Annotated in this window: 21 protein-coding genes; 10 read left to right on the top strand and 11 right to left on the bottom strand. The window is 72.9% G+C overall.

Translation table 11 applies throughout. The features are described 5' to 3' along the window. The first annotated feature begins 2 nt into the window (after window positions 1-2). The 7 genes from ACPYOM_RS03725 to ACPYOM_RS03695 all read left to right on the top strand — a co-directional run bounded on the left by ACPYOM_RS03725 (window position 3) and on the right by ACPYOM_RS03695 (window position 6176). Window positions 3-977 carry a gluconeogenesis factor YvcK family protein gene (locus tag ACPYOM_RS03725; protein ID WP_481343454.1) on the top strand — a complete coding sequence of 325 codons (975 nt, stop codon included), beginning with the start codon at window positions 3-5 and terminating at the stop codon, window positions 975-977. A 139-nt stretch (window positions 978-1116) separates the two neighbouring features. Next, complete coding sequence (whiA, locus tag ACPYOM_RS03720) at window positions 1117-2097, top strand: DNA-binding protein WhiA (RefSeq protein ID WP_481343453.1); 981 nt, start codon at window positions 1117-1119, stop codon at window positions 2095-2097. Between the two features lie 200 nt (window positions 2098-2297). Beyond that, window positions 2298-3302, top strand: a complete 1005-nt coding sequence (gap, locus tag ACPYOM_RS03715; protein ID WP_481344928.1) for a type I glyceraldehyde-3-phosphate dehydrogenase — start codon at window positions 2298-2300, stop codon at window positions 3300-3302. A 94-nt stretch (window positions 3303-3396) separates the two neighbouring features. After that, a complete protein-coding gene (locus ACPYOM_RS03710) occupies window positions 3397-4605 on the top strand; it encodes a phosphoglycerate kinase (protein WP_481344927.1) in 1209 nt (402 codons plus the stop codon). Continuing rightward, window positions 4605-5417 carry a triose-phosphate isomerase gene (gene tpiA, locus ACPYOM_RS03705; RefSeq protein ID WP_481344926.1) on the top strand — a complete coding sequence of 271 codons (813 nt, stop codon included), beginning with the start codon at window positions 4605-4607 and terminating at the stop codon, window positions 5415-5417. The genes ACPYOM_RS03710 and tpiA overlap by 1 nt, the downstream gene beginning before the upstream one ends. A gap of 150 nt (window positions 5418-5567) precedes the next feature. Continuing rightward, window positions 5568-5813, top strand: a complete 246-nt coding sequence (gene secG / locus ACPYOM_RS03700) for a preprotein translocase subunit SecG (protein ID WP_481343781.1) — start codon at window positions 5568-5570, stop codon at window positions 5811-5813. Window positions 5814-5825: 12 nt separating this feature from the next. Continuing rightward, window positions 5826-6176, top strand: a complete 351-nt coding sequence (locus ACPYOM_RS03695; RefSeq protein ID WP_481343778.1) for an RNA polymerase-binding protein RbpA — start codon at window positions 5826-5828, stop codon at window positions 6174-6176. Between the two features lie 79 nt (window positions 6177-6255). Here the strand turns inward: ACPYOM_RS03695 and pgl are convergent, their stop codons facing one another. From pgl to tkt, 6 genes are read right to left on the bottom strand one after another with little or no spacing between them, the layout of a single operon-like run. Next, window positions 6256-6987 carry a 6-phosphogluconolactonase gene (pgl, locus tag ACPYOM_RS03690; RefSeq protein WP_481344925.1) on the bottom strand — a complete coding sequence of 244 codons (732 nt, stop codon included), beginning with the start codon at window positions 6985-6987 and terminating at the stop codon, window positions 6256-6258. After that, on the bottom strand, window positions 6984-8216 hold the full coding sequence (gene opcA, locus ACPYOM_RS03685) for a glucose-6-phosphate dehydrogenase assembly protein OpcA (RefSeq protein WP_481343776.1): 1233 nt from the start codon (window positions 8214-8216) through the stop codon (window positions 6984-6986). The genes pgl and opcA overlap by 4 nt, the downstream gene beginning before the upstream one ends. Beyond that, the gene (zwf, locus tag ACPYOM_RS03680; RefSeq protein ID WP_481344924.1) at window positions 8213-9754 is read right to left on the bottom strand and encodes a glucose-6-phosphate dehydrogenase; all 1542 of its coding nucleotides are present in this window, start codon (window positions 9752-9754) and stop codon (window positions 8213-8215) included. Before zwf ends, opcA begins: the two co-directional genes overlap by 4 nt. Then, complete coding sequence (locus ACPYOM_RS03675) at window positions 9751-11415, bottom strand: glucose-6-phosphate isomerase (protein ID WP_481340742.1); 1665 nt, start codon at window positions 11413-11415, stop codon at window positions 9751-9753. The genes zwf and ACPYOM_RS03675 overlap by 4 nt, the downstream gene beginning before the upstream one ends. Beyond that, window positions 11412-12524, bottom strand: a complete 1113-nt coding sequence (gene tal, locus ACPYOM_RS03670) for a transaldolase (protein ID WP_481344923.1) — start codon at window positions 12522-12524, stop codon at window positions 11412-11414. Before tal ends, ACPYOM_RS03675 begins: the two co-directional genes overlap by 4 nt. A 32-nt stretch (window positions 12525-12556) precedes the next feature. Beyond that, window positions 12557-14887 carry a transketolase gene (gene tkt / locus ACPYOM_RS03665; protein WP_481344922.1) on the bottom strand — a complete coding sequence of 777 codons (2331 nt, stop codon included), beginning with the start codon at window positions 14885-14887 and terminating at the stop codon, window positions 12557-12559. Between the two features lie 304 nt (window positions 14888-15191). Between tkt and ACPYOM_RS03660 the strand changes: the two genes are divergently transcribed. After that, window positions 15192-16166 carry a heme o synthase gene (locus ACPYOM_RS03660; protein ID WP_481340739.1) on the top strand — a complete coding sequence of 325 codons (975 nt, stop codon included), beginning with the start codon at window positions 15192-15194 and terminating at the stop codon, window positions 16164-16166. 51 nt (window positions 16167-16217) lie between these two features. Here the strand turns inward: ACPYOM_RS03660 and ACPYOM_RS03655 are convergent, their stop codons facing one another. The 5 genes from ACPYOM_RS03655 to ACPYOM_RS03635 form a co-directional block, all read right to left on the bottom strand. Continuing rightward, a complete protein-coding gene (locus ACPYOM_RS03655; protein ID WP_481344921.1) occupies window positions 16218-17261 on the bottom strand; it encodes an NUDIX hydrolase in 1044 nt (347 codons plus the stop codon). Window positions 17262-17293: 32 nt separating this feature from the next. Then, window positions 17294-18202, bottom strand: a complete 909-nt coding sequence (locus ACPYOM_RS03650) for a COX15/CtaA family protein (RefSeq protein ID WP_481344920.1) — start codon at window positions 18200-18202, stop codon at window positions 17294-17296. A 103-nt stretch (window positions 18203-18305) separates the two neighbouring features. Further along, a complete protein-coding gene (locus tag ACPYOM_RS03645; protein WP_481340736.1) occupies window positions 18306-18788 on the bottom strand; it encodes a DUF2231 domain-containing protein in 483 nt (160 codons plus the stop codon). An 86-nt stretch (window positions 18789-18874) separates the two neighbouring features. Next, a complete protein-coding gene (locus ACPYOM_RS03640; RefSeq protein ID WP_481344919.1) occupies window positions 18875-19675 on the bottom strand; it encodes an ABC transporter permease in 801 nt (266 codons plus the stop codon). Then, a complete protein-coding gene (locus ACPYOM_RS03635; RefSeq protein WP_481344918.1) occupies window positions 19672-20382 on the bottom strand; it encodes an ABC transporter ATP-binding protein in 711 nt (236 codons plus the stop codon). Before ACPYOM_RS03635 ends, ACPYOM_RS03640 begins: the two co-directional genes overlap by 4 nt. 147 nt (window positions 20383-20529) lie before the next feature. On the opposite strand from ACPYOM_RS03635, the gene ACPYOM_RS03630 reads away from it, so the two are divergent. Both ACPYOM_RS03630 and ACPYOM_RS03625 read left to right on the top strand, forming a co-directional pair. Continuing rightward, window positions 20530-21195: a phosphatidylserine decarboxylase gene (locus ACPYOM_RS03630; RefSeq protein WP_481340733.1), complete on the top strand. Its 666-nt coding sequence runs from the start codon at window positions 20530-20532 to the stop codon at window positions 21193-21195. Continuing rightward, complete coding sequence (locus ACPYOM_RS03625; RefSeq protein WP_481340732.1) at window positions 21192-22196, top strand: CDP-alcohol phosphatidyltransferase family protein; 1005 nt, start codon at window positions 21192-21194, stop codon at window positions 22194-22196. The genes ACPYOM_RS03630 and ACPYOM_RS03625 overlap by 4 nt, the downstream gene beginning before the upstream one ends. The last annotated feature ends 5 nt before the right edge of the window (window positions 22197-22201 follow it).

Here is a 22201-nt window from a genome sequence, read left to right as displayed (position 1 = left end):
GCGTGACCCTGCCCGCCCCCCGCGTCGCGCTCGGCCCGTCCCAGCAGCGGCGCATCGTCGCGCTCGGCGGCGGGCACGGCCTCTCGGCGACGCTGAGCGCGCTGCGCCTGCTCACCGACGACGTCACGGCCGTCGTGACCGTCGCCGACGACGGCGGGTCGAGCGGCCGGCTGCGCCGTGACTTCGAGGTCCTGCCGCCCGGCGACCTGCGGATGGCCCTCTCGGCGCTGTGCGACGACAGCGACTGGGGGCACACGTGGCGCGACGTCCTCCAGCACCGCTTCGGCGGCGACGGCGACCTCCGGGGCCACGCGCTCGGCAACCTCATGATCGTCTCCATCTGGGAGCTGCTCGGCGACACGGTCCGGGGACTCGACCTCGTCGGCCGGCTGCTCGGCGCGCGCGGCCGGGTCCTGCCGATGGCCGCCGAGCCGCTCGAGATCGTCGCCGAGATCGTCGGCCACGACCCGGACCGCCCGGGTGAGGCCGTCACCGTCCACGGGCAGCACCGCGTCGCGTCCTCACCCGGCATCGTGTCCTCCATCGGCATCGTGCCGACCTGCCCGGCGCCCTGCACCGAGGCGCTGGGCGCGGTGGCCGAGGCCGACTGGGTCGTACTCGGGCCCGGGTCGTGGTTCACCTCGGTCATGCCCCACCTGCTCGTGCCCGACCTCGCCGACGCCCTCGTCGCCACGCGGGCGAGGCGCCTGCTCAACCTCAACCTCGAGGTGCACAAGGGCGAGACCCGGGACTTCCGCGCCGAGGACCACCTGGCCTCCTTCGCCGCGAACGCGCCGCACCTGCGCCTCGACGTCGTCCTCGCCGACCCGAGCGTCGTCGTCGACGAGCCGTCGCTGCGGGCCGCGGCGGCGGAGCTCGGTGCCGAGCTCGTCGTGGCGCCGGTCTCCGCGCGCGGTGCACCCGGTGTCCACGACCCGCTCCGGCTCGCGGCCGCGCTGCGGGACGTCATCGCCTGAGGACCTCCTCGCCCGACCTCGCCAGCACGGTGGGGACGAACCGTGACGAACCGCCCGGGTGGCCGCCACGAGGCGCCATGGCGCATCGCTCACCCCTCTGCGGCCGAGGGTGCTTGATCAGGGTGGCAGGATGTGCCGCATGGCCATGACAGCGAAGGTGAAGGACGAGCTCTCGCGCCTCGAGGTGACCAAGCCCTGCTGTCGCAAGGCCGAGGTGTCGACCATGCTGCGCTTCGCCGGCGGGCTGCACATCATCGGGGGGCAGATCGTCGTCGAGGCCGAGCTCGACACCGCGAACGCCGCGCGCCGACTCCGCCGCAACATCGGCGAGGTGTACGGCCACCGGAGCGACGTCCTCGTCCTCGCGGCCGGCGGGCTGCGCCGCGGCTCGCGCTACGTCGTCCGGGTCGTCGAGGAGGGTGCCACCCTCGCGCGCCAGACCGGCCTCATCGACACGCGGGGCCGCCCGGTCCGGGGGCTGCCGCCGAAGGTCGTCAGCGCGGCGACGTGCGACTCGGAGGCGGCCTGGCGGGGCGCCTTCCTCGCGCACGGGTCGCTGACCGAGCCGGGCCGCTCGTCGGCGCTCGAGGTGACCTGCCCCGGCCCCGAGGCCGCCCTCGCCCTCGTGGGGGCGGCGCGTCGCCTCGGCATCCAGGCCAAGGCCCGCGAGGTGCGGGGGGTCGACCGCGTCGTCATCCGCGACGGTGACGCCATCGGCGCCATGCTGACGCGCCTCGGCGCCCACGACGCGGTCCTCGCCTGGGAGGAGCGCCGGATGCGGCGCGAGGTGCGTGCCACGGCCAACCGCCTCGCCAACTTCGACGACGCCAACCTGCGCCGCTCCGCGCGCGCCGCGGTCGCCGCCGGTGCCCGCGTCGAGCGCGCCATGGAGCTGCTCGGCGAGGAGGTCCCCGAGCACCTGCGCGAGGCAGGCCGGCTGCGGCTCGAGCACAAGCAGGCCAGCCTCGAGGAGCTCGGCCAGCTCGCCAAGCCGCCGATGACCAAGGACGCCGTCGCGGGCCGCATCCGACGCCTGCTGGCGATGGCCGACAAGCGGGCCGAGGACCTCGGCGTCCCCGGCACCGAGGCCAACCTGACGCCGGAGATGCTCGAGAGCTGAGCCCGGCGCGGCATCCGCCCGGCAACGCGCGCCGCCCGGGTTGCCTCTCCACGCCCTGAGACTGCCGACTCGGCGCCTCGGGGGAGCGACTAGGGTGGACTGTGACCGAGGTCGCAGCGTCGCGGCCCTCCCGTCGGACGAAGGTCGTCTGACGACGTCCGACACACCCTCACACCGTCTCACCGAAGAGGTGCACAGCAGTGACCGTTCGCGTTGGTATCAACGGCTTTGGCCGCATCGGCCGCAACTTCTTCCGCGCCATCGTGGCGTCCGGGGCCGACATCGAGGTCGTGGCCACGAACGACCTCATGGACAACAAGACCCTGGCCCACCTGCTCAAGTACGACTCGATCCTCGGGCGCTTCCCCGGCGAGGTGTCCTACGACGAGACGTCCATCACCGTCGACGGCAAGGCCATCCGCGTCTTCGAGGAGCGCGACCCGTCCGCGATCGACTGGGCCGGCGTCGGTGCGGACGTCGTCGTCGAGTCCACCGGCTTCTTCACCGACGCGGAGAAGGCCAAGGCGCACGTCGCCGGCGGCGCGAAGAAGGTCGTCATCTCGGCGCCGGCCAAGAACGAGGACATCACCATCGTCATGGGCGTCAACGACGACCTGTACGACGCCGACCAGCACACCGTCATCTCGAACGCCTCGTGCACGACGAACTGCCTCGCGCCGATGGCCAAGGTCCTCCACGAGGAGTTCGGCATCGTCAAGGGCCTCATGACGACGATCCACGCGTACACGCAGGACCAGAACCTGCAGGACGCCCCGCACAAGGACCTCCGTCGCGCCCGCGCGGCCGCGCTCAACATCGTCCCCACGACGACCGGCGCCGCCAAGGCCGTCTCGCTCGTCCTGCCCGAGCTCAAGGGCAAGCTCGACGGCTACGCCCTCCGTGTCCCCGTGCCCACGGGCTCGGCCACCGACCTGACGTTCGAGGCCGGCCGCGAGACCACCGTCGAGGAGGTCAACGCCGCGGTCAAGGCCGCCGCCGAGGGTCCGCTCAAGGGGTACCTCGTCTACACCGAGGACCAGATCGTCTCCAAGGACATCGAGACCGACCCCGCCTCGTGCATCTTCGACGCCGGCCTCACCAAGGTCATCGGCAACCAGGTCAAGGTCGTCGGCTGGTACGACAACGAGTGGGGCTACTCCAACCGCCTCGTCGACCTCGTGAAGCTCGTCGGCGCGTCCCTCTGAGCCACCCGGCCACCGCCCTCGGCTGTCATCGACACGCCGGGGCGGTGGCCGTCTCCGTGTCCGGCTGACCCCAACCACTGAAGAGGCATACCGCGTGAAGACCACCAGCGACCTCGGGGACGTGCGCGGCAAGCGCGTCCTCGTCCGGTCCGACCTCAACGTGCCGCTCGACGGCTCGACGATCACCGACGACGGCCGCATCCGCGCCTCCGCCCCGACGATCCAGGGCCTTGCCGACGCCGGCGCCCGCGTCATCGTCTGCGCCCACCTCGGCCGGCCCAAGGGCGCGCCCGAGGCCAGGTACTCCCTCGCGCCCGTCGCGAAGCGCCTCGCCGAGGTGCTCGGCCGCGAGGTCGCCTTCGCCGAGGACACCGTCGGCGAGGACGCGAAGGCCAAGGCCGCCGCCCTGCAGGACGGGCAGGTGCTGCTCCTCGAGAACCTCCGCTTCAACGCCGGGGAGACCGCCAAGACCGACGAGGAGCGGGCCGAGTTCGCCGGCGAGCTCGCTTCTCTCGCAGACGCCTTCGTGTCCGACGGTTTCGGCGTCGTCCACCGCAAGCAGGCGTCGGTCTACGACGTCGCCCGGCTCCTCCCGCACGCCACCGGTGGCCTCGTCCAGACCGAGGTCGGCGTCCTGCGCCGCCTCACCAAGGACCCCGAGCGGCCGTATGCCGTCGTGCTCGGAGGGGCCAAGGTGTCCGACAAGCTCGGCGTCATCGGCAACCTGCTCGGCACGGCCGACCGTCTCCTCATCGGGGGCGGCATGGTCTTCACCTTCCTCGCCGCCCAGGGCCACGAGGTCGGCAAGAGCCTGCTCGAGGCCGACCAGGTCGACACGGTCAAGGGCTACCTCGAGCGGGCCGAGCAGGATGGCGTCGAGATCGTCCTGCCCGTCGACGTCGTCGCCGCCGACGCGTTCAGCGCCGACGCCGACCACGACGTCGTCGCCGTCGACGCGATCCCGGCCGACCGGATGGGCCTGGACATCGGTCCCGAGTCGAGCCGCCTCTTCGCCGAGAAGCTCGCCGACTGCCGGACCGTCTTCTGGAACGGCCCGATGGGCGCGTTCGAGATGGAGCCGTTCGCCGCCGCGACGAAGTCGCTGGCCCAGGCGCTCGTCGACATCACGGCCCGGGGCGCCCTCACGGTCGTCGGTGGTGGTGACTCGGCGGCCGCGGTGCGCCAGCTCGGCTTCGAGGACTCCGACTTCGGCCACATCTCCACCGGTGGTGGCGCCAGCCTCGAGTACCTCGAGGGCAAGGAGCTGCCCGGACTGACCGTTCTCGAGGAGGACGACGCCTGATGGCCAAGGACACCAAGCCCGCGGGTCGCATCCCGCTCATGGCCGGCAACTGGAAGATGAACCTCGACCACCTCCAGGCGACGCACCTCGTGCAGAAGCTGGACTGGACGCTGCGTGACGCCAAGCACGACCACGCTGCGGTCGAGGTGGCCGTGCTGCCGCCCTTCACCGACCTGCGCTCCGTGCAGACCCTCGTCGAGGGCGACAAGCTCGATCTGCGCTACGGCGCCCAGGACCTCTCTCCGCACGCGTCCGGCGCCTACACCGGCGACATCTCGGGCGCGTTCCTCGCCAAGCTCGGCTGCACCTACGTCGTCGTCGGGCACAGCGAGCGGCGCGAGGGCCACGGTGAGACCGACGCGGTCGTCAACGCCAAGGTCAGGGCGGCCTACGCCCACGGCCTGACGCCGATCCTGTGCTGCGGCGAGGCGCTCGACGTGCGTCGGGAGGGCCGCCAGGTCGAGCACGTCGTCGCGCAGCTGCGCGAGGACCTCGACGGCGTCACCCCCGAGCAGGCCGCCACCATCGTCATCGCCTACGAGCCCATCTGGGCCATCGGGACCGGCGAGGTCGCGACCCCGGACGACGCGCAGGAGGTCTGTGCCGCGATCCGGGCGCTGCTCGCCGAGCTCTACGGGGCCGAGGTCGCCGACGGCGTCCGCGTCCTCTACGGCGGCAGCGTCAAGGCCGCCAACGTCGCCGCCATCATGGCGCAGGACGACGTCGACGGCGCCCTCGTCGGCGGCGCCTCGACCGACCCGGCCGAGTTCGCGTCGATCTGCCGCTACCGCGACCACGTGACCGCCGGCTGACCGCTCGCGTCACCGCACCTCCCGCCCGCCGCGGCCGTTCGGCCGTGGCGGGCCCGGGAGGTATCCTGTCCCGAGCGCCGGGGACCGGCCGCGCGAGCGGACGGCACGAGACCCGAGCGCCGACGACCCCGACGAGATGGAGTGACCCCCGTGGATGCGGTTCGCATCGTGCTCCAGGTCCTGCTGGTCCTGTCCAGCCTGGTCCTGACCCTGTTCATCCTGCTGCACAAGGGCAAGGGTGGTGGCCTGTCGGACATGTTCGGCGGGGGCATGTCGACGTCCCTCGGTGGCTCGTCGGTGGCCGAGCGCAACCTCGACCGCTTCACCGTCGCCGTCGCCGTGGTCTGGGCGACGGCGATCATCGGCCTGGGCCTGTTGGCCCGTTTCGCGAGCTGAGAGGAGCACGCCATGGCCAGTGGTAACGCCATTCGTGGAAGCCGGGTCGGCGCGGGCCCGATGGGTGAGGCCGAGCGCGGCGACGCCGCCCCCCGCGTCTTCATCTCCTACTGGTGCTCCAACGGGCACGAGACCCGGCCGAGCTTCGCCGAGGAGCCAGGCATGGTCGTGCCGGAGACGTGGGACTGCCCCCGCTGCGGCTTCCCCGCGGGCCAGGACAAGGACAACCCCCCCGCCCCGCCGAAGGTCGAGCCGTACAAGACGCACCTCGCGTACGTGAAGGAGCGGCGCAGCGACGCCGACGGCGCAGCGATCCTCGACGAGGCCCTGAGCACGCTCCGGGAGCGCGGCCTCATCCAGTGACCTGACGGTCACCACCGACGCACGACGGAGGGCCCGGGACGACGTCCCGGGCCCTCCGTCGTTCCCGTGGGGTGCCGGCTCAGCCGAGCCCGGAGGCGGCGTCGGCGTCGACGAGCCACAGCGTCGCGTCGGTGCCGCGGACGCCCGCCGCGGGGACGTCCCAGCGGTCGGTGCCGGGGGCGAGCGCGGCGGCCACCGCCTCGGCCTTGTCCGGACCTGCGACGAGGAACCACACCTCGTGGCTTCGCTCGAAGCACTCGAAGGTCAGGCTGACCCGGTCGGGCGGCGGTTTCGGTGACTCGTGGACCGCCACGGCGATCGCGTCCCCGATGCCCTGGGCCGGGTGGTGCGGAAAGAGCGAGGCGACGTGCCCGTCAGGCCCCACGCCGAACAGGACGACGTCCCAGGCCTGCTGGCCGAACTCACGGATCGACGCGGCGTACGCCGCGGCACTGGCCTCGGCGTTCTCGGACGCGTCCGGCCCGGCGACCCGGTGCACCTTCGCCGGGTCGAGGCCGAGGGTGGTCAGGCCCGCCTCGTCGTTCTGGGTGTCGTTGCGGTCGGGGTCACCGGCGGGCAGGTAGCGCTCGTCGCCCCACCAGACCCGCACGCGTGACCAGTCGACGGCCGAGCGGCCGGGGACCTGCGCCAGCGAGGCGATCACCGCCGACCCCATCGACCCACCCGTCAGGGCAACCTGGGCCTCGGGGGAGCGGGCCTGGGCGTCGAGCAGGGCGGTGACCAGGCGAGCGGCGGCGGCATCGGCGAGCGACTGCTTGTCCGGGTGGACGACGACGCGGGGCTCGCTCACGAGGACGCCTTCTTCGCCGTCGCGGGCCCGGTGGTCGCCGTCGCCGCAGCGGTCCGCTTGGCCGTCGACGCGTCGGACTTCTTGCGCGCCCTGGCTGTGGCCTTCTCGCGCGGCGTCCGCTTGCCGGCGAGCTTGCGGGCCGTCGCCTCCTTGACCTGCGCGGTCTCGGCCGTCCCGGGGGCCGGAGGCGCGGTGATCATGGCGCTGGCGTCCTGGGCGGACTCGTCGTGGCCGAGGCGCGCGGCGAGCCGGCGAGCCTCCGCGAGGTCGGGGGCCTTGCCGGCCTTGGCCGCCGCGGCGGCCGACAGCCGGGCCGGTTGCAGGTCGGACAGGCCGCGGCACAGCGCCTCGGCGTAGGCCTCGTCGGGGTCGAGCCGGCGCAGCTCGTCGGCGAGGCACTCGGGCAGCTCGCGCCGGGGCAGGTTGATCCGCCGGTCCGGCTGGCCTGCCTGCGACAGCGTCGCGACGACGTCGCCGGGACGGACGAGGTCGATGGGCCCGCTGCGCCGCTCCAGGCGCACCGAGCTGATGCCCGAGCCCCGAGGCGTCGACACGCGCCGCACCGGCACCTTGAGGCGGCGGGTGAGCCAGGCCGCGAGCAGGTCGGAGGACGGCGAGTCCGGGGCGCCGCTGACGACGGCCCCGGTGATCGGCTCGTACGGCGGCTGGTCGAGGGCGGCGGCGAGCAGCCCGCGCCACAGCGTGAGTCGGGTCCACGACAGGTCGGTGTCGCCCGGTGCGTACGTCGCCGCCCGCTTCTTGAGCATGAGCCGCGGGTTGTGGTGCAGGGCGGCGTCGGTGATCCGACGCTGTGCCATGGCGCCGATGGGGTCCTTGGCGACGTCGTCGGGCGCCTTGCCCGGCCACCACGCGACGATGGGGGAGTCGGGCAGCAGGAGCGGCACGACGACGCTCGGCCCGTGCCCGGCCAGCGCGCCGTAGAGCCGCAGGACGACGATCTCGCTCGCGCCGGCGTCGCCGCCCAGGCGGATCTGCGCGTCGAGGCGGTTCCTGCCGCGCCGCTCACCGGGGATGACGACGATGATGCGGCAGGGGTGCTGCCGGCTGGCCTGGTTGGCGGCGTCGATGGCCTCCTGGGCGTCGGTGTCCTCGACGACCATGACGAGCGTCAGGACCCGGCCGAGCGCCATGGCGCCGACCTCGTTGCGGAGGCGGACGAGCGTCTTGCTGATGCCCGTGGTCGTCGTGTCGGTCAGGTCCCTGATCACGGCATCCTCCAGTGACGTCCGTCCCGCTTCAGCATCTCGTGGGCCGACGGCGGCCCCCACGTGCCGGCCGGGTACTGCTCCGGCTTGCCGTCCTTGGCCCAGTGCGCCATGAGCGGGTCGAGGATGCGCCAGGACAGCTCGACCTCCTCGTGGCGGGGGAACAACGGCGGGTCGCCGAGGAGGACGTCGAGGATGAGCCGCTCGTACGCCTCGGGAGAGGCCTCGGTGAACGAGGACCCGTAGCCGAAGTCCATCGTCACGTCACGCACCTCCATCTGCGAGCCCGGCACCTTCGAGCCGAACCGCAGCGTCACGCCCTCGTCGGGCTGGACGCGGATGACGATGGCGTTCTGGCCGAGCTCCTCGGTGGCCGTGTGCTCGAACGGCAGGTGCGGCGCCCGCTTGAAGACGACGGCGATCTCGGTGACGCGCTTGCCGAGCCGCTTGCCGGCGCGCAGGTAGAACGGCACGCCGGCCCAGCGTCGGGTGTCGACCTCGAGGGTCACCGCGGCGAAGGTCTCGGTGTGCGAGTCCGGGTCGACGCCGTCCTCGCTGAGGTAGCCGACGACCTCCTCGGCACCCTGCCACCCGGCGGCGTACTGCCCGCGGGCCGCGCCGGTGTCGAGGTTCGCAGGCAGCCGGACGGCCGAGAGCGCCTTCTCCTTCTCGGCGCGAAGGTCCTTGGCGTCGAAGGAGACCGGCTCCTCCATCGCGGTGAGGGCGAGGAGCTGGAGCAGGTGGTTCTGGATGACGTCGCGGGCCGCCCCGATGCCGTCGTAGTAGCCCGCCCGGCCGGCGATGCCGATGTCCTCGGCCATCGTGATCTGCACGTGGTCGACGTAGTTGGCGTTCCACACCGGCTCGAACAGCTGGTTGGCGAAGCGCAGGGCGAGGAGGTTCTGGACGGTCTCCTTGCCGAGGTAGTGGTCGATCCTGAAGACGGCGTCGGGCGGGAAGACGCCCTCGACGATGTCGTTGAGCTGTTGGGCGCTCTTGAGGTCGTGGCCGAACGGCTTCTCGATGATGACGCGTCGCCAGCTGTCGCCCTCGGCCCGGGTCAGGCCGCACCGCTCGAGCTGCTCACACACGGTGGCGAAGAAGGCCGGGGGGATCGACAGGTAGAACGCGTGGTTGCCGCCGGTGCCGCGGTCCCGGTCCAGCTCCTCGACCGTCTTGGCGAGCAGGTCGAAGGCGTCCGGGTCGTCGAAGGTGCCCGGCACGAACCGGAAGCCCTCGGACAGGTTGCGCCAGACGTCTTCGCTGAAGGGCGTCCGGGCGTGCTGCTTGACGGCGTCGTGGACGACCTGGCCGAAGTCCTGCGTGGCCCAGTCGCGCCGGGCGAACCCGATGAGGGAGAAGCCCGGCGGGAGCAGTCCGCGGTTGGCGAGGTCGTAGATCGCCGGCATGAGCTTCTTGCGGGCGAGGTCGCCCGTCACGCCGAAGAGGACGAGGCCGCAGGGACCCGCGATGCGGGGCAGCCGCTTGTCCTCGGCCGTGCGGAGCGGGTTGTGCCCGTGGGCGACTCGCGCCGGCGTCATGCATGCCCTCCCGCGGTCGACCCCTGCCCGAACGCGTCGCGCACCTGGGCCAGACCGGCGTCGTGGTCGGTCAGGTGCAGCCGCAGGACCGGGCGGTCGTGGTCGGCCAGGACCGCGGCGTCGCCGCCGGCCTGCGAGGCGATGAAGTCGCCGAAGGTGAAGTCCCGGCCGGGGATCGGCAGGTCCTGCGTGGGCGCCGTCGTGACCTGCACGTAGACGCCGACGGCGGGGCCGCCCTTGTGGAACTGGCCGGTGGAGTGGAGGAACCGCGGGCCCCAGCCGAAGGTGGTCGGCCGCTCGGTGCGGCGTGCGAGCGCGGCGCGGGTGTCCGCCAGGTCCGCGTCGGCGAGCCGGTCGAGGTAGGCCATGACCGCGACGTAGCCGCGCTCGGGGTCGAGCTGCGCGAAGAGCGCGTCGAGCGCAGCGGGCACGGTCGACGCGTCGCCGAGCCACGCACCGTCACCCCCACCGACCGCGCGGATCTCGACGGCGCCGTCGGTCGCGGCGGGGGCGTCGGCCGACGCGGTGCCCTGGTCGAGGAGTGCGCGGGCGGCCTTCTTGGCGCTCTCGACGTCGGGCTGGTCGAAGGGGTTGATGCCGAGGAGGCGGCCCGCGACGGCGGTGGCGACCTCCCAGAGCAGCAGCTGCGCGCCGAGCGACCCGCCGACGCGGACCTCCGAACCGCCTTCTGCGACAGTGGAGTCCGGCGTACCGTCGTCGTCGTCGCCGACGAGTCGGGCGACCGTGACGTCCGCGGCGGGCCAGCGCACCTCCGGGTCGTCGGCACTGCCCACGACGACGGGTAGCACGCCGGTGCCGTCCTTGCCGGTGGACTCGGCGATGAGCTGCTCGGCCCAGTCGGCGAACCCGACGATGCCCGAGCCGTCGTCGACGAGGACCAGCTTGTCGCGCAGCGGCGTCGTGCCACCCATCGCGGCACCGAGGCGCAGCCCGGGGTTGGCGTCGTCGTCGGCCGACAGGACGTCGGCGACGGACTCCGCCTCGTCGAGGAGCGCCTCGACGTCGACACCGGCGAGGCCGCTCGGCACGAGGCCGAAGGCGGTCAGGGCCGAGTAGCGGCCCCCGACGTTCGGGTCGGCGTTGACGACGCGGTAGCCCTTCTCGCGGGCCTCACCGTCGAGCGGGCTGCCCGGGTCGGTGACGACGACGATGCGCTCGGCCGGGTCGATGCCGGCGTCGGTGAACGCCTGCTCGTAGGCGCGGCGCTGCGAGTCGGTCTCGACCGTGGAGCCGGACTTGCTCGAGACGACGACGACGGTGTGCTCGAGGTCGTCGGCGAGGGCACGGCGCACGTAGTCGGGGTCGGACGAGTCGAGGACGACGAGGTCCTTGCCGGCCGTGGCGCAGATGACCTCGGGCGCGAGCGAGCTGCCACCCATGCCGCAGAGCACGACGTGGGTCAGGCCCTCGCCGGCCAGCTCGTCGCGCAGCGCGGCGATCTGGCCGACGAGCGGACGCGAGGACCGGGCCAGCCCGGTCCAGGACAGACGGATGCCCGCCTCGGCCTCGGCGGCCTCGCCCCAGAGCGTCCGGTCCTGCTCGAAGAGCCGGCTCGCGACGCGGTCGGACACCAGGGTGTCGACGTGCGCCGCGATCGCCTCGGCCGCCGCGCCGGACGCGGTGACGCAGATCGAGCTCATGCCCGGACCTTGTCCATCTCGGCTCGCACGCCGTCGAGCAGGTCGCCCCACGCCTTCTCGAACTTGTCGACGCCCTCCTGCTCGAGGAGGTCGGTCACCTCGGTGTACGAGATGCCGATGCCGTCGAGGTCGTCGAGGACCTTCGAGGACTCCTCGTAGGCGCCGGTCACCGTGTCGCCCCGGATCTCGCCGTGGTCGGCGGTGGCCTCGAGGGTGGCGCTCGGCATCGTGTTGACGACGCCCGGTGCGACGAGCTCGGTGACGTACATGGTGTCGGGGTAGGCCTTGTCCTTGACGCCCGTGGAGGCCCAGAGCGGACGCTGCGGGTTGGCGCCCTCGTCGGCCAGGCTGGTCCAGCGCGGGGTCGAGAAGACCTCCTCGTAGGCCTGGTAGGCGAGGCGCGCGTTGGCGATGCCGCCCTTGCCGCGCAGCGCCTTCGCCTCGTCGGTCCCCATGGCGTCGAGACGCTTGTCGATCTCGGTGTCGACGCGGGAGACGAAGAACGAGGCGACCGAACGGATCGTCGACAGGTCGTGGCCGTTGGCGTGCGCCCTCTCGAGGCCCTCGAGGTAGGCGTTCATGACGCTCCTGTACCGCTCGAGGGAGAAGATGAGCGTCACGTTGACGCTGATGCCCTCGGCCGTGACCGCGGTGATGGCCGGCAGGCCCGCCTTGGTCGCCGGGATCTTGATGAGGACGTTCGGACGGTCGACGGCGGCCGCCAGCTGCTTGGCCTGCTCGACCGTCTTGTCGGTGTCGTGCGCCAGACGGGGGTCGACCTCGATGGAGACCCGCCCGTCGACGCCCTTGCTGCTCTCGTAGAGGGGCAGGAAGAGGTCGGCGGCGTTGCGGACGTCCTCGGTCGTCAGCTCGAAGACGACGTCCTCGACGTCCTTGCCGGCCGCGGTCAGCGCGGCGAGGTCCTCGTTGTAGCGGTCGCCCTTGGACAGCGCCGACTGGAAGATCGACGGGTTCGACGTGACGCCGACGACGTTGCGCTCCTCGATGAGCTCGGAGATCTTGCCGGTCTCGATGAGCTCACGGGAGAGGTCGTCGAGCCAGATCGAGACTCCGGCGTCGGTGAGGGCCTGGGTGTTCGGGTTGCTCATGGTGTCTGTCCCCTTCTGGTTGGGTCGTCGGGTCAGTTGGCCTCGGCGGACGCGGCGTGTGCGCCGGAGGCCACGTCGGTGCCCATGACGTCGGTGGCGGCGCTCTGCTCGGCGCGTCGCGGGTTCGTCTCGGTGACGCGCGGGGCGGTCCGGCCGGAGCCGGCCGACCCGGCGGCCGCCTTGAGCGAGTCCTTGGCAGCCTTGACGACGGCGTCGGCGGTGATGCCGAACTCGCGGAACAGCGTCTGGTAGTCCGCCGAGGCCCCGAAGTGCTCGATGCTGACGATCCGGCCAGCGTCACCGACGAGGTCGTGCCAGCCCATCGACACCCCGGCCTCGACGCTGACGCGGGCGCGGACCGCGGGGGGCAGCACCTTGTCCTGGTAGGAACGGCTCTGCTTCTCGAACCATTCCCGGCACGGCATCGACACGACGCGCGTGGAGACCTTGCCCTTCTCGAGCTTCTCGGCGGCCTCGACCGCCAGCTGCACCTCGGAACCGGTGGCGATGAGGATGACGTCGGGCTCACCGGCGCGGGACTCCTCGACGAGGACGTAGGCGCCCTTGGCGACGCCGCTGACCTTGCCGTACCTCGAGCGGTCCCACGTCGGGACGGCCTGGCGGGTCAGGCACAGCGCGGCGGGGCCCTCCGCGCGGGTGAGGATCTGGGCCCAGGCGGCCGCGGTCTCGTTGGCGTCGGCCGGACGGACGACGTCGAGGCCCGGGATCGCGCGCAGGGCGGCCAGGTGCTCGATGGGCTGGTGCGTCGGGCCGTCCTCGCCCAGCCCGATGGAGTCGTGCGTCCACACGTAGGTGACCGGCGCCTGCTGGATCGCGGCGAGGCGCACGGCCGGGCGCATGTAGTCGGAGAAGACGAGGAAGGTGCCGCCGTACGGTCGGGTCAGACCCTCGAGGGCGATCCCGTTGAGGATCATGCCCATCCCGTTCTCGCGGATGCCGAAGTGCAGGGTGCGCCCGTACGGGCCGCCCTTCCACTCGCGGGTCTGCTTGCCGGTGGGGACGAACGAGGGCTGGCCCTCCATCGTCGTGTTGTTCGACTCGGCGAGGTCGGCCGAGCCGCCCCACAGCTCGGGCATGACGTCGGCGAGGGCGCCGAGGACCTTGCCGGACGCCGCCCGGGTCGCGATGCCCTTGGCGTCGGCCGGGAACGTCGGGAGGGCGCGCCTGAGGTCCTTCGGCGGCTCCTTGGCCAGGACGCGGTCGAGCAGCTCGGCGCGATCCGGGTTGGCCTTGCGCCACGCGCGGAACGAGGCGTCCCACTCGCGGTGGGCCGCCTTGCCGCGCTTGACGACGTCGCGGGCGTGCTTGAGGACGGCCGGCTCGACGACGAAGCTCTTCTTCGGGTCGAAGCCGAGCAGCTCCTTCGTCGCCCCGACCTCGGCGTCGCCGAGGGCCGAGCCGTGCGACTTGCCGGTGTTCTGCTTCGTCGGCGCCGGCCAGGCGATGATGGTGTGCAGGACGACGAGCGTCGGCTTGTCGCGCACCGAGTCACCGCTGCGGATCGCGGCGAGGAGCGCGTCGACGTCCTCCACGTAGGTGGCGCCGTCGGCGTCCTTTCGCCAGTCGACCTCGACGACGTGCCAGCCGTAGGCCTCGAAGCGCTTGGCGACGTCCTCGCTGAACGCGATGTCGGTGTCGTCCTCGATGGAGATCTGGTTGGCGTCGTAGACGACCGTGAGGTTGCCGAGCTCCTGGTGGCCGGCGAGCGCGCAGGCCTCGTGGGTCACGCCCTCCTGCATGTCGCCGTCGGAGGCGATGACGTAGACGTGGTGGTCGAACGGGCTCGTGCCCGGCTTGGCGTCGGGGTCGAACAGCCCGCGCTGGCGGCGCTGGGCCATCGCCATGCCGACGGCCGACGCGAGTCCCGAGCCGAGCGGGCCGGTCGTGATCTCGACGCCCTTGGTGTGGTGGACCTCGGGGTGGCCCGGCGTCTGCGAGCCCCACGTCCGGAGCGCCTTGAGGTCGTCGAGGGACAGCCCGTAGCCGGACAGGTAGAGCTGGATGTACTGCGTCAGGCTCGAGTGGCCGCAGGAGAGGACGAACCGGTCGCGTCCGAGCCAGCTCGGGTCGGACGGGTCGTGGGTCATGACGTTCTGGTAGAGCAGGTAGGCCAGCGGGGCGAGCGACATCGCCGTGCCGGGGTGCCCGTTGCCGACCTTCTGCACGGCGTCGGCGGCGAGCAGGCGGGTCGTGTCGACGGCGCGGATGTCGAGGTCGGTCCAGCCGGCCTTCTTCGCCACCGGACGAGGCAGGCCCGGGTCTCGTTGTGCCAGCAGGTCCTTCGGGCTCTTCGTCGACCTCGAACGGGTGGGGCTCTTCGCCTTCGTGGCGGTGCTGGACACGGACCGGTCTCCTTCGGACGAGGTGGATCGCGTAACGCCACGAGCCTAGTCCCGCCGTTGTGAGCCACGACACCACGCCCGCTGGGTGGTCACGCGTCGGGCCGCGGGTCTCGTGGACGGTCCGCCCAGGTCGCCGTGGGACCTGGGTTGGGCGGCGGACTCGACGGCGGACTCGACGGCGGACTCGACGGCGGGCTCGACGGCGACGGTGCGGTGTCTGGTCGAACGGACGACGGTCTAGACTTGCGACGCAATGCTCTGTACCTCGTGGTGCGTACCCGGTGGTCCGAGCGACGAACCAGCGGTGAGGATCTCAGTGACAACGGTGGACCCCCGCGCCGACCTCTCGGCGCTGCACGGTCCGGACGGCAGTGGGCTGAAGTTCCTCGTCGGGCAGTACGTCTCCCTGATGAAGCCGCGGATCATCGAGCTGCTGCTCATCACGACGATCCCCGTCATGTTCCTCGCGCAGCAGGGCGTGCCGAACCTCTGGCTCGTCGTGGCGACCGTCGTCGGCGGCACGCTCTCGGCCGGTGCGGCCAACACGCTCAACTGCTACATCGACCGCGACATCGACGCCGTCATGCACCGCACGAGCCGGCGCCCCCTCGTCACGGGCACGGTCTCACCGACGGGCGCGCTCGTCTTCGGGGTCACCCTGACCGTCGTGTCGACGCTGTGGCTGGGCCTGCTCGTCAACTGGCTGAGCGCCGGGCTCGCCCTCGCGGCGTTGCTCTTCTACGTCTTCGGCTACACGCTCCTGCTCAAGCGGCGCACGGCGCAGAACATCGTGTGGGGTGGGGCCGCGGGCTGCATGCCGGTTCTCATCGGGTGGTCGGCCGTGACCGGCACCGTCAGCTGGTCGGCCTTCATCCTCTTCCTCGTCATCTTCTTCTGGACGCCGCCGCACTACTGGCCGCTGTCGATGCGCTACAAGGAGGACTACTCCGCGGCGCACGTGCCGATGCTGCCGGTCGTCGAGCGGTTCGTCGTCGTCGCCAAGCAGGTCGTCCTCTACTCGTGGGCCATGGTCCTCGCCTCGCTCGCGCTGGTCCCCGTCCAGCGCGTCGGCTGGGTCTACACCGTCGCGGCCCTCGTGTCCGGCGTGCTGTTCCTCACCGAGGCGCACCGCCTGCTGGCCCGGGCGCGGGCCGGCGTGGCGCACGACGTGCTCAAGCCGATGCGTCTGTTCCACTTCTCCATCACGTACCTGACGCTGCTGTTCGTCGGCGTCGCGCTCGACCCCATCTGGCACCTGCCGCTGCCCGGTCTGGGCTGAGCCGGCTGAGTCGGGCGGGCAGGAGCCGGCCGCAGCCATCCGTCGGCCCCCTCACGTGCCCGACGTCACGACCGGCCGGCCGTCCTCGAGATAGAGCGTCGGCGCATCGCTCCCGCTCCGGCCCGAGGGGAGCAGGGCCTCGAGCAGGCGCCGGTTGTACGGCGCGACCCGGGCGGCCCACTCGTGCGGCTCGCTCCAGTGCACGGCGGCGACCTCCCGACGCTGCAGCCGCGCCGGGTCGAGGAGGCTCGGGTCGAGGGTGCCGAGACCGAAGACGAAGACGGTGGCGTCGGCCCAGCCGTGCAGCGCCGGCAGCCAGTTCACCGCGAGCAGGGACCGCACCGTGACGTCGAGCGCGAGCTCCTCGCGCAGCTCGCGCACGACGCAGGCCGCCGGCGACTCGTGCCGGTCGACGACGCCGCCGGGCAGGTCCCAGTCGCGCTTGTAGACCAGCTCGAGCAGCAGCAGCCGGCCGTCGGGGGAGCGGAGCACGCCCTGCGCGATGGCGCGCTTGGTCGGCAGGGTCGAGTCCAGCATCGCGGTGAACCCGTCGCGCGTGTCGGGGGCCGGGTCGCCGCGGCGGCGGCCGAGCACGACGGTGTCGGTGCGGGTGCCGCCGAGGGTGGTGTTGCCCCGCAGCAGCCCCTCGCGCAGCAGCCCGGCCCGGAGGGCGGTGCGCAGCGAGGCGCGGTTGGCCGGGTCGACGTGGGCCTCGACGCGCTCGAGGGCGAGCTCGTCGAAGGCCCACTCGACGAGCAGCCGCACGGCGCGCCAGCCCAGCCCGCGGCCGCGCGAGGACGGGTAGATGGCCCACGACAGGACGCCGACGCCGGGCTGCGAGCGACGGACGTCGACCGAGCCCGCCGGCCGGCCGTGCCACTCGACGAGGAAGGTCGCCTTGGCCCGGTCGTCGGCCCACTCGTCGTGGGTGCGCCCGATCCAGGCGAGGTGCTCGTCGGCGGGCGGCACGACGTCGGGAACGTCGAACCAGTGGGCGATCTCGGCGTCGTGCAGCTCGCGCGTGACCTCGCTGTCCTCGGCACGCCAGGGGCGCAGCACGAGGTCGCCGTCACGGAGTGTCGGCTGCTCGCTCACGCGCCCAGCCTAGGCAGCGCGGACGGGTTCGTTCAGACGGGGGAGCGACGCGTCGACAGCACGCCCCACGTGAGGGCGGTGGTCAGCAGCGCCGCGCCGACCATGTGGAGCAGGACGAGCACCTCGGGCAGACCGGTGAAGTACTGGGTGTAGCCGATGAGGCCCTGGACGACGGTCACGACGAGCACGAGGTCGAAGCAGCGGCGGGCCCGGTCGGTCGTGGCCGTGATGCGGACCGCCACCAGCGTCGCGACGACGAGGCCGGAGAAGAGCATGACGGCGTCGGCGTGCATCCACGACACGAAGCGCGGGTCGAACCCGGTGCGCGCCGGCCGGTCGGCATCGCCGGAGTGCGGCCCCGAGCCGGTGACGACGGTGCCGAGGACGAGCACCACGGTGCCGACGGCGGCCGTGAGGTGGGCGACGCGCCGCGCGAGGGGATGCACGACGAGCTCGCCCGGGCCGTCCTGCTCGTCGAGCGCACCGCGCACCAGGGCCGTCGACAGCGCGACGAGCGCCATCGACAGGAGGAAGTGCCCCATGACCAACCACGGGTTGAGGCCCGTCAGGACGGTGATGCCGCCGAGGACCGCCTGGGCCGGGATGCCCGCGAGGACACCCACCGCCACCACCTGCAGCCGTCGACGGGCCGGCCAGTGCGTCGCGACGACCCACACCGACACGAGGGCGAGGACGGCGACGACGAACGTCAGCGTGCGGTTGCCGAACTCGACGAGGTCGTGGAACGAGCTCGCCGGGGTGCGGACCGGGGTGAACGACCCCGGCTGGCACTCCGGCCAGGTCGAGCAGCCCAGGCCGCTGCCGGTGAGGCGCACGATGCCGCCCGTGGCCACGATGCCGATCTCACCGACGAGGTTGGCGACGAGCAGCGGCCGGACCCACCGCCCGGGCACCGAGGGGAGCCGGAGCGGCCTCAGCATCCGGGACAGCCTCGTCGGGGCGTCCGTCGATGGAGCGGGGGCGGACACATGCGTCGACACGACACGAGGGTACGGGCAGCGCCGCCTCGTGGAGGAACCGGCCTCAGCCGAGCCCGCTCCAGACCACCTGCGACCCGGCGTGCCCGGCGAGGACGATCGTCGTCGTCGCCGCTGCGGCCGCGAGGACCGTGACGACGCCGAGGACGGCGTCGAGCGGGTGCGTCCGCGGTGCGTCCTCCTCGGGTGGCCGGACGAACCGGACGAGGGCGAGCGTCAGAACCATGAAGGCGAGGCAGAGCAGCTTGGCGCGGTCACCCCACTCCACGTGCTCGGCGAGCAGGCCCGCGTCGGTCGTGGCCGCCCGGACCTGCGAGACGCGTCGGAGCAGCTGCTCGCCGCTCTCGGCCGCCACGAACGCGGAGACGCCGGTCAGGAGCGCGCCGACGACCGTGGGCCAGCGCAGGACGCGGCGCCAGCCGGGGCGGACGGCGTAGCCGACGGCCGCGAGCGCGGACAACGGTCCCAGCACCACGACGGCATGGACGACGAGGATGTGCATCGGCAGCCCGAAGACGAAGTCGAACACGGTCACCTCTCCCTGGGCCGACGCCGGCGCCCAGTGCTCTCGCGTGTGCCCGGCACTCCCCGCGCGGTCGCGGAGCGCCGGGTCGGTCAGTCGTCGAACCGGAAGAAGCGCGCCGCGAGCACGGTCGCGACGACGCCCCACGCGAGGACGACGAGGAGGGCGCCGAGGTTCAGCGACCCGTGCACGAGGGCGCTCCGCAGCCCGTCGGCCAGTCCGGCGGACGGCAGCACCCCGGCGACGTGCGACAGCCCGGCGGGCAGCTCGCTGCGCGGGACGACGACCCCGCCGAGGCCGAGGAGGAGCACCCACACGAGGTTGGCGAGGGCGAGCACGGCCTCGGCGCGCAGCGTGCCCGCGAGCAGCATGGCGAGCGCGACGAACGCCCACGTGCCGGCGACGACGAACAGCAGCGCCCACACGACGCCGACGGGCTCCGGTCGCCACCCGAGGGCGAGGCCGAGCGCTGCGACGACGAGCAGCTGCACGACCTCGACGGCCAGGGTCGCGAGGGCCTTGGCGACGACGAGGCCGCCGCGCCCGAGGGGTGTGACGCCGAGGTAGCGAAGCACCGCGTAGCGCCGGTCGAAACCCGTGGCGATCGCCTGGGCCGTGAAGGCGGCCGACACGACGCACAGGGCCAGGACACCGGGGGTGGCGAGGTCGATGCGGCGCCCGGCACCCAGGGAGGGCGTGCTCGTCACGGCGAGACCGACGAGCGCCATCGCCGGCAGGACGAGGGAGACGAGGAGCTGCTCGCCGTTGCGCAGCAGGTTGCCGACCTCGAAGGAGGCCTGGGCGAGGACCCGCTGCCGGGCCGGGGCGGCACCGCGCCGGCTCCCGGTCGCCGGACCGGCCGGGGAGGGCGTGGGCGTCGGCGCGGCGGTCATGCGGCCCCCCTCCGGGTCAGGCTGAAGTAGACGTCCTCGAGGGCTCGGCCGCCCGTCACCTCGTCGAGCGTGCCCTCGCCGACCGTGCGCCCGGCGTTCATGATGACGAGGTGGTCGGCGAGGCGCTGGGCCTCCTCGAAGGAGTGCGTCGTGACGACGACCGTGACGCCGGCGTCGCGCTGCGCGGCGACGAGGTCCCAGACGTCGAGGCGTCCGTGCGGGTCGAGGCCGGCCGCCGGTTCGTCGAGGAAGAGCACGTCGGGCCGGGGGAGGAGCGCGGCAGCGAGGGAGAGCCGCTGCTTCTGGCCGCCGGACAGCCGCCGGACCGTCGTGCGGGCGAAGTCGGTGATGCCGAGATGCCGGGCCAGGGCGTCGACGTCGGCCGGCTCGGCGTACAGCCGGGCCAGGTGGTGCAGCAGGCGCATCGGTCGGGTGCCGTTGGGCAGACCGCCGGCCTGGAGCATGACGCCCACGCGGGAGCGATGGTCCGGCGAGGCGTCCCACGGGTCGGTGCCGAGCACCCGCACCGAGCCGGCGTCGGGGCGCCCGAGGCCGACGGCGCACTCGATGGCGGTCGTCTTGCCGGCTCCGTTCGGGCCGAGCACCGCGGTGACACGGCCCGCCGGTGCGCTCCACGAGAGGCCGTCGAGGGCCGTGACGTCGCCGAACGAGCGGTGCAGGTCGGTCAGTGTCACCTCGGCGGTCATGGCTGATGAGTCTAGGCTCGGTGGCGGGAGGCCCCGTCACCGCACCGGCCAGCGCAGGACGCCCCGAGGCGGTACCGTCCCGGCCGAGCCCTCGCCGCCTCGCCCCCTCCACGCCACCGAGAACCGAGAAGCCGGAGTGACCACCCCGTGAAGATCGACCCCGCCGCCCGACCGTTCACCGCCATGGCCGCGGTACCGACCGTCGTCGCGGCGCTCGCCCGCCGGCCGCGGACGACGCTCGCCCTCGGCCTGCTCACCGCGGGCGTCACCCTCTTCTTCCGCGACCCCGACCGGACGCCCGACCGCACCCCGGTCGGCGACCCCGACGTCGTGCTCGCGCCGGCCGACGGCATCGTCATGCACGTCGGCGAGCCGCAGCCGGGCCTCGCCCCGGCCGGGCAGTGGCAGCAGGTCAGCATCTTCCTGTCCCTGCTCGACGTGCACATGAACCGCTCGCCGTACGGCGGCCGGGTCGTCGACGTCACCCACACGCCGGGCCGCTTCCTCGCCGCCTACCGGGCCGAGAGCGCCACGAAGAACGAGCGCAGCGAGATCGTCGTCGAGCGCGAGGTCGGCGGCACCGTCCGACGCGTCGTCTACCGCCAGCTCGTGGGCCAGCTCGCCCGCCGCATCGTCACCCGCGTCGCACCCGGGGACGAGGTACCGACCGGCGCGCGCATGGGCCTGATGAAGTTCGGCTCGCGCATGGACGTCTTCGTCCCGCCGGAGGTCGTGCTCGAGGTCACCAAGGGCAAGCGGGCCGTCGGCGGCGAGACGGTCCTCGGCCGCTTCCCCGCGACGGACGCGTCGTGACCGGCGACCCAGCAGCAGGGTCGCGACCACGACGGCGCGACCGCGTCACCCGCGGCATCCGTCTCGTCTCGTCCACCGGGGCGCGCGTCGTCCCGTGGAGCCGGCTCAACCCGCGGGTGCGCGCCCGCGCCGTGCTGCCCAGCCTGTTCACGCTCGGCAACATGCTCTGCGGCTTCTCCTCCGTGCTGCTGTCCTTCCAGGGGGAGTTCCGCGCGGCGGCCGTGCTCGTCGGAATCTCGATCGTCCTCGACATCTGCGACGGCGCCGTGGCCCGCGCCGTCGGGGCCATCACCCCCTTCGGGCTGCAGTTCGACTCGCTCGCGGACCTCATCTCCTTCGGCATCGCGCCCGCGGTCCTCGTGTACACGTGGGCCCTGCCCGCGCACCCGGTCTGGGCCTGGGCCGGCGCCATGTTCTGGCTGGCCTGCGCGGCCTACCGCCTCGCCCGCTTCAACGTCACCATCGACCCGCTCGCCGACAAGCGATACTTCGTGGGCCTCGCGAGCCCGGGCGCCGCCGGTGTCGTCATCGCCACCGTCATGGCCATCGGCGAACCGCTCTACGACTGGGCACCGCTGCTGCCGGTCGCCGCGGGCGTCGTGCCCGCCGCCCTCATGGCCTCCTCGTTCCGGTTCCGGTCCTTCCGTGACCTGCTCTCGCCGCGGCACCTGCGGATCTCGGTCCCGCTCGGCGTGCTGCTCGTGCTCGGGCTCGTGTTCTTCCCCGGGGCCACCGGAATGGTCGTCGCCTACGGCTACGTCCTCACCTGCCCGCTGGGCTGGGTCACCGCCCCGCTGCGACGCCGGTGGTTCGGGCCCGACGCCGTGGCCCCGCCCCGCACGAGGCTGCCGTCGGTGATCATGCCGCCGGAGCCCACGCCGGAGGAGGAGGACGCGGGCGACGGCTTCGACGCGTACGACCGGCCGTACGGTGACGACGGCTACGGGGACGACGACGAGGAGGACGCCGCCGAGCGGCGCGAGCGCGACGAGGAGGAGTGAACCTC

The organism is Monashia sp. HAY1-2A (assembly GCF_056755315.1).
Note: the sequence above shows the minus strand (reverse complement) of the source record. Positions and strands in the feature narration are given on the sequence as shown.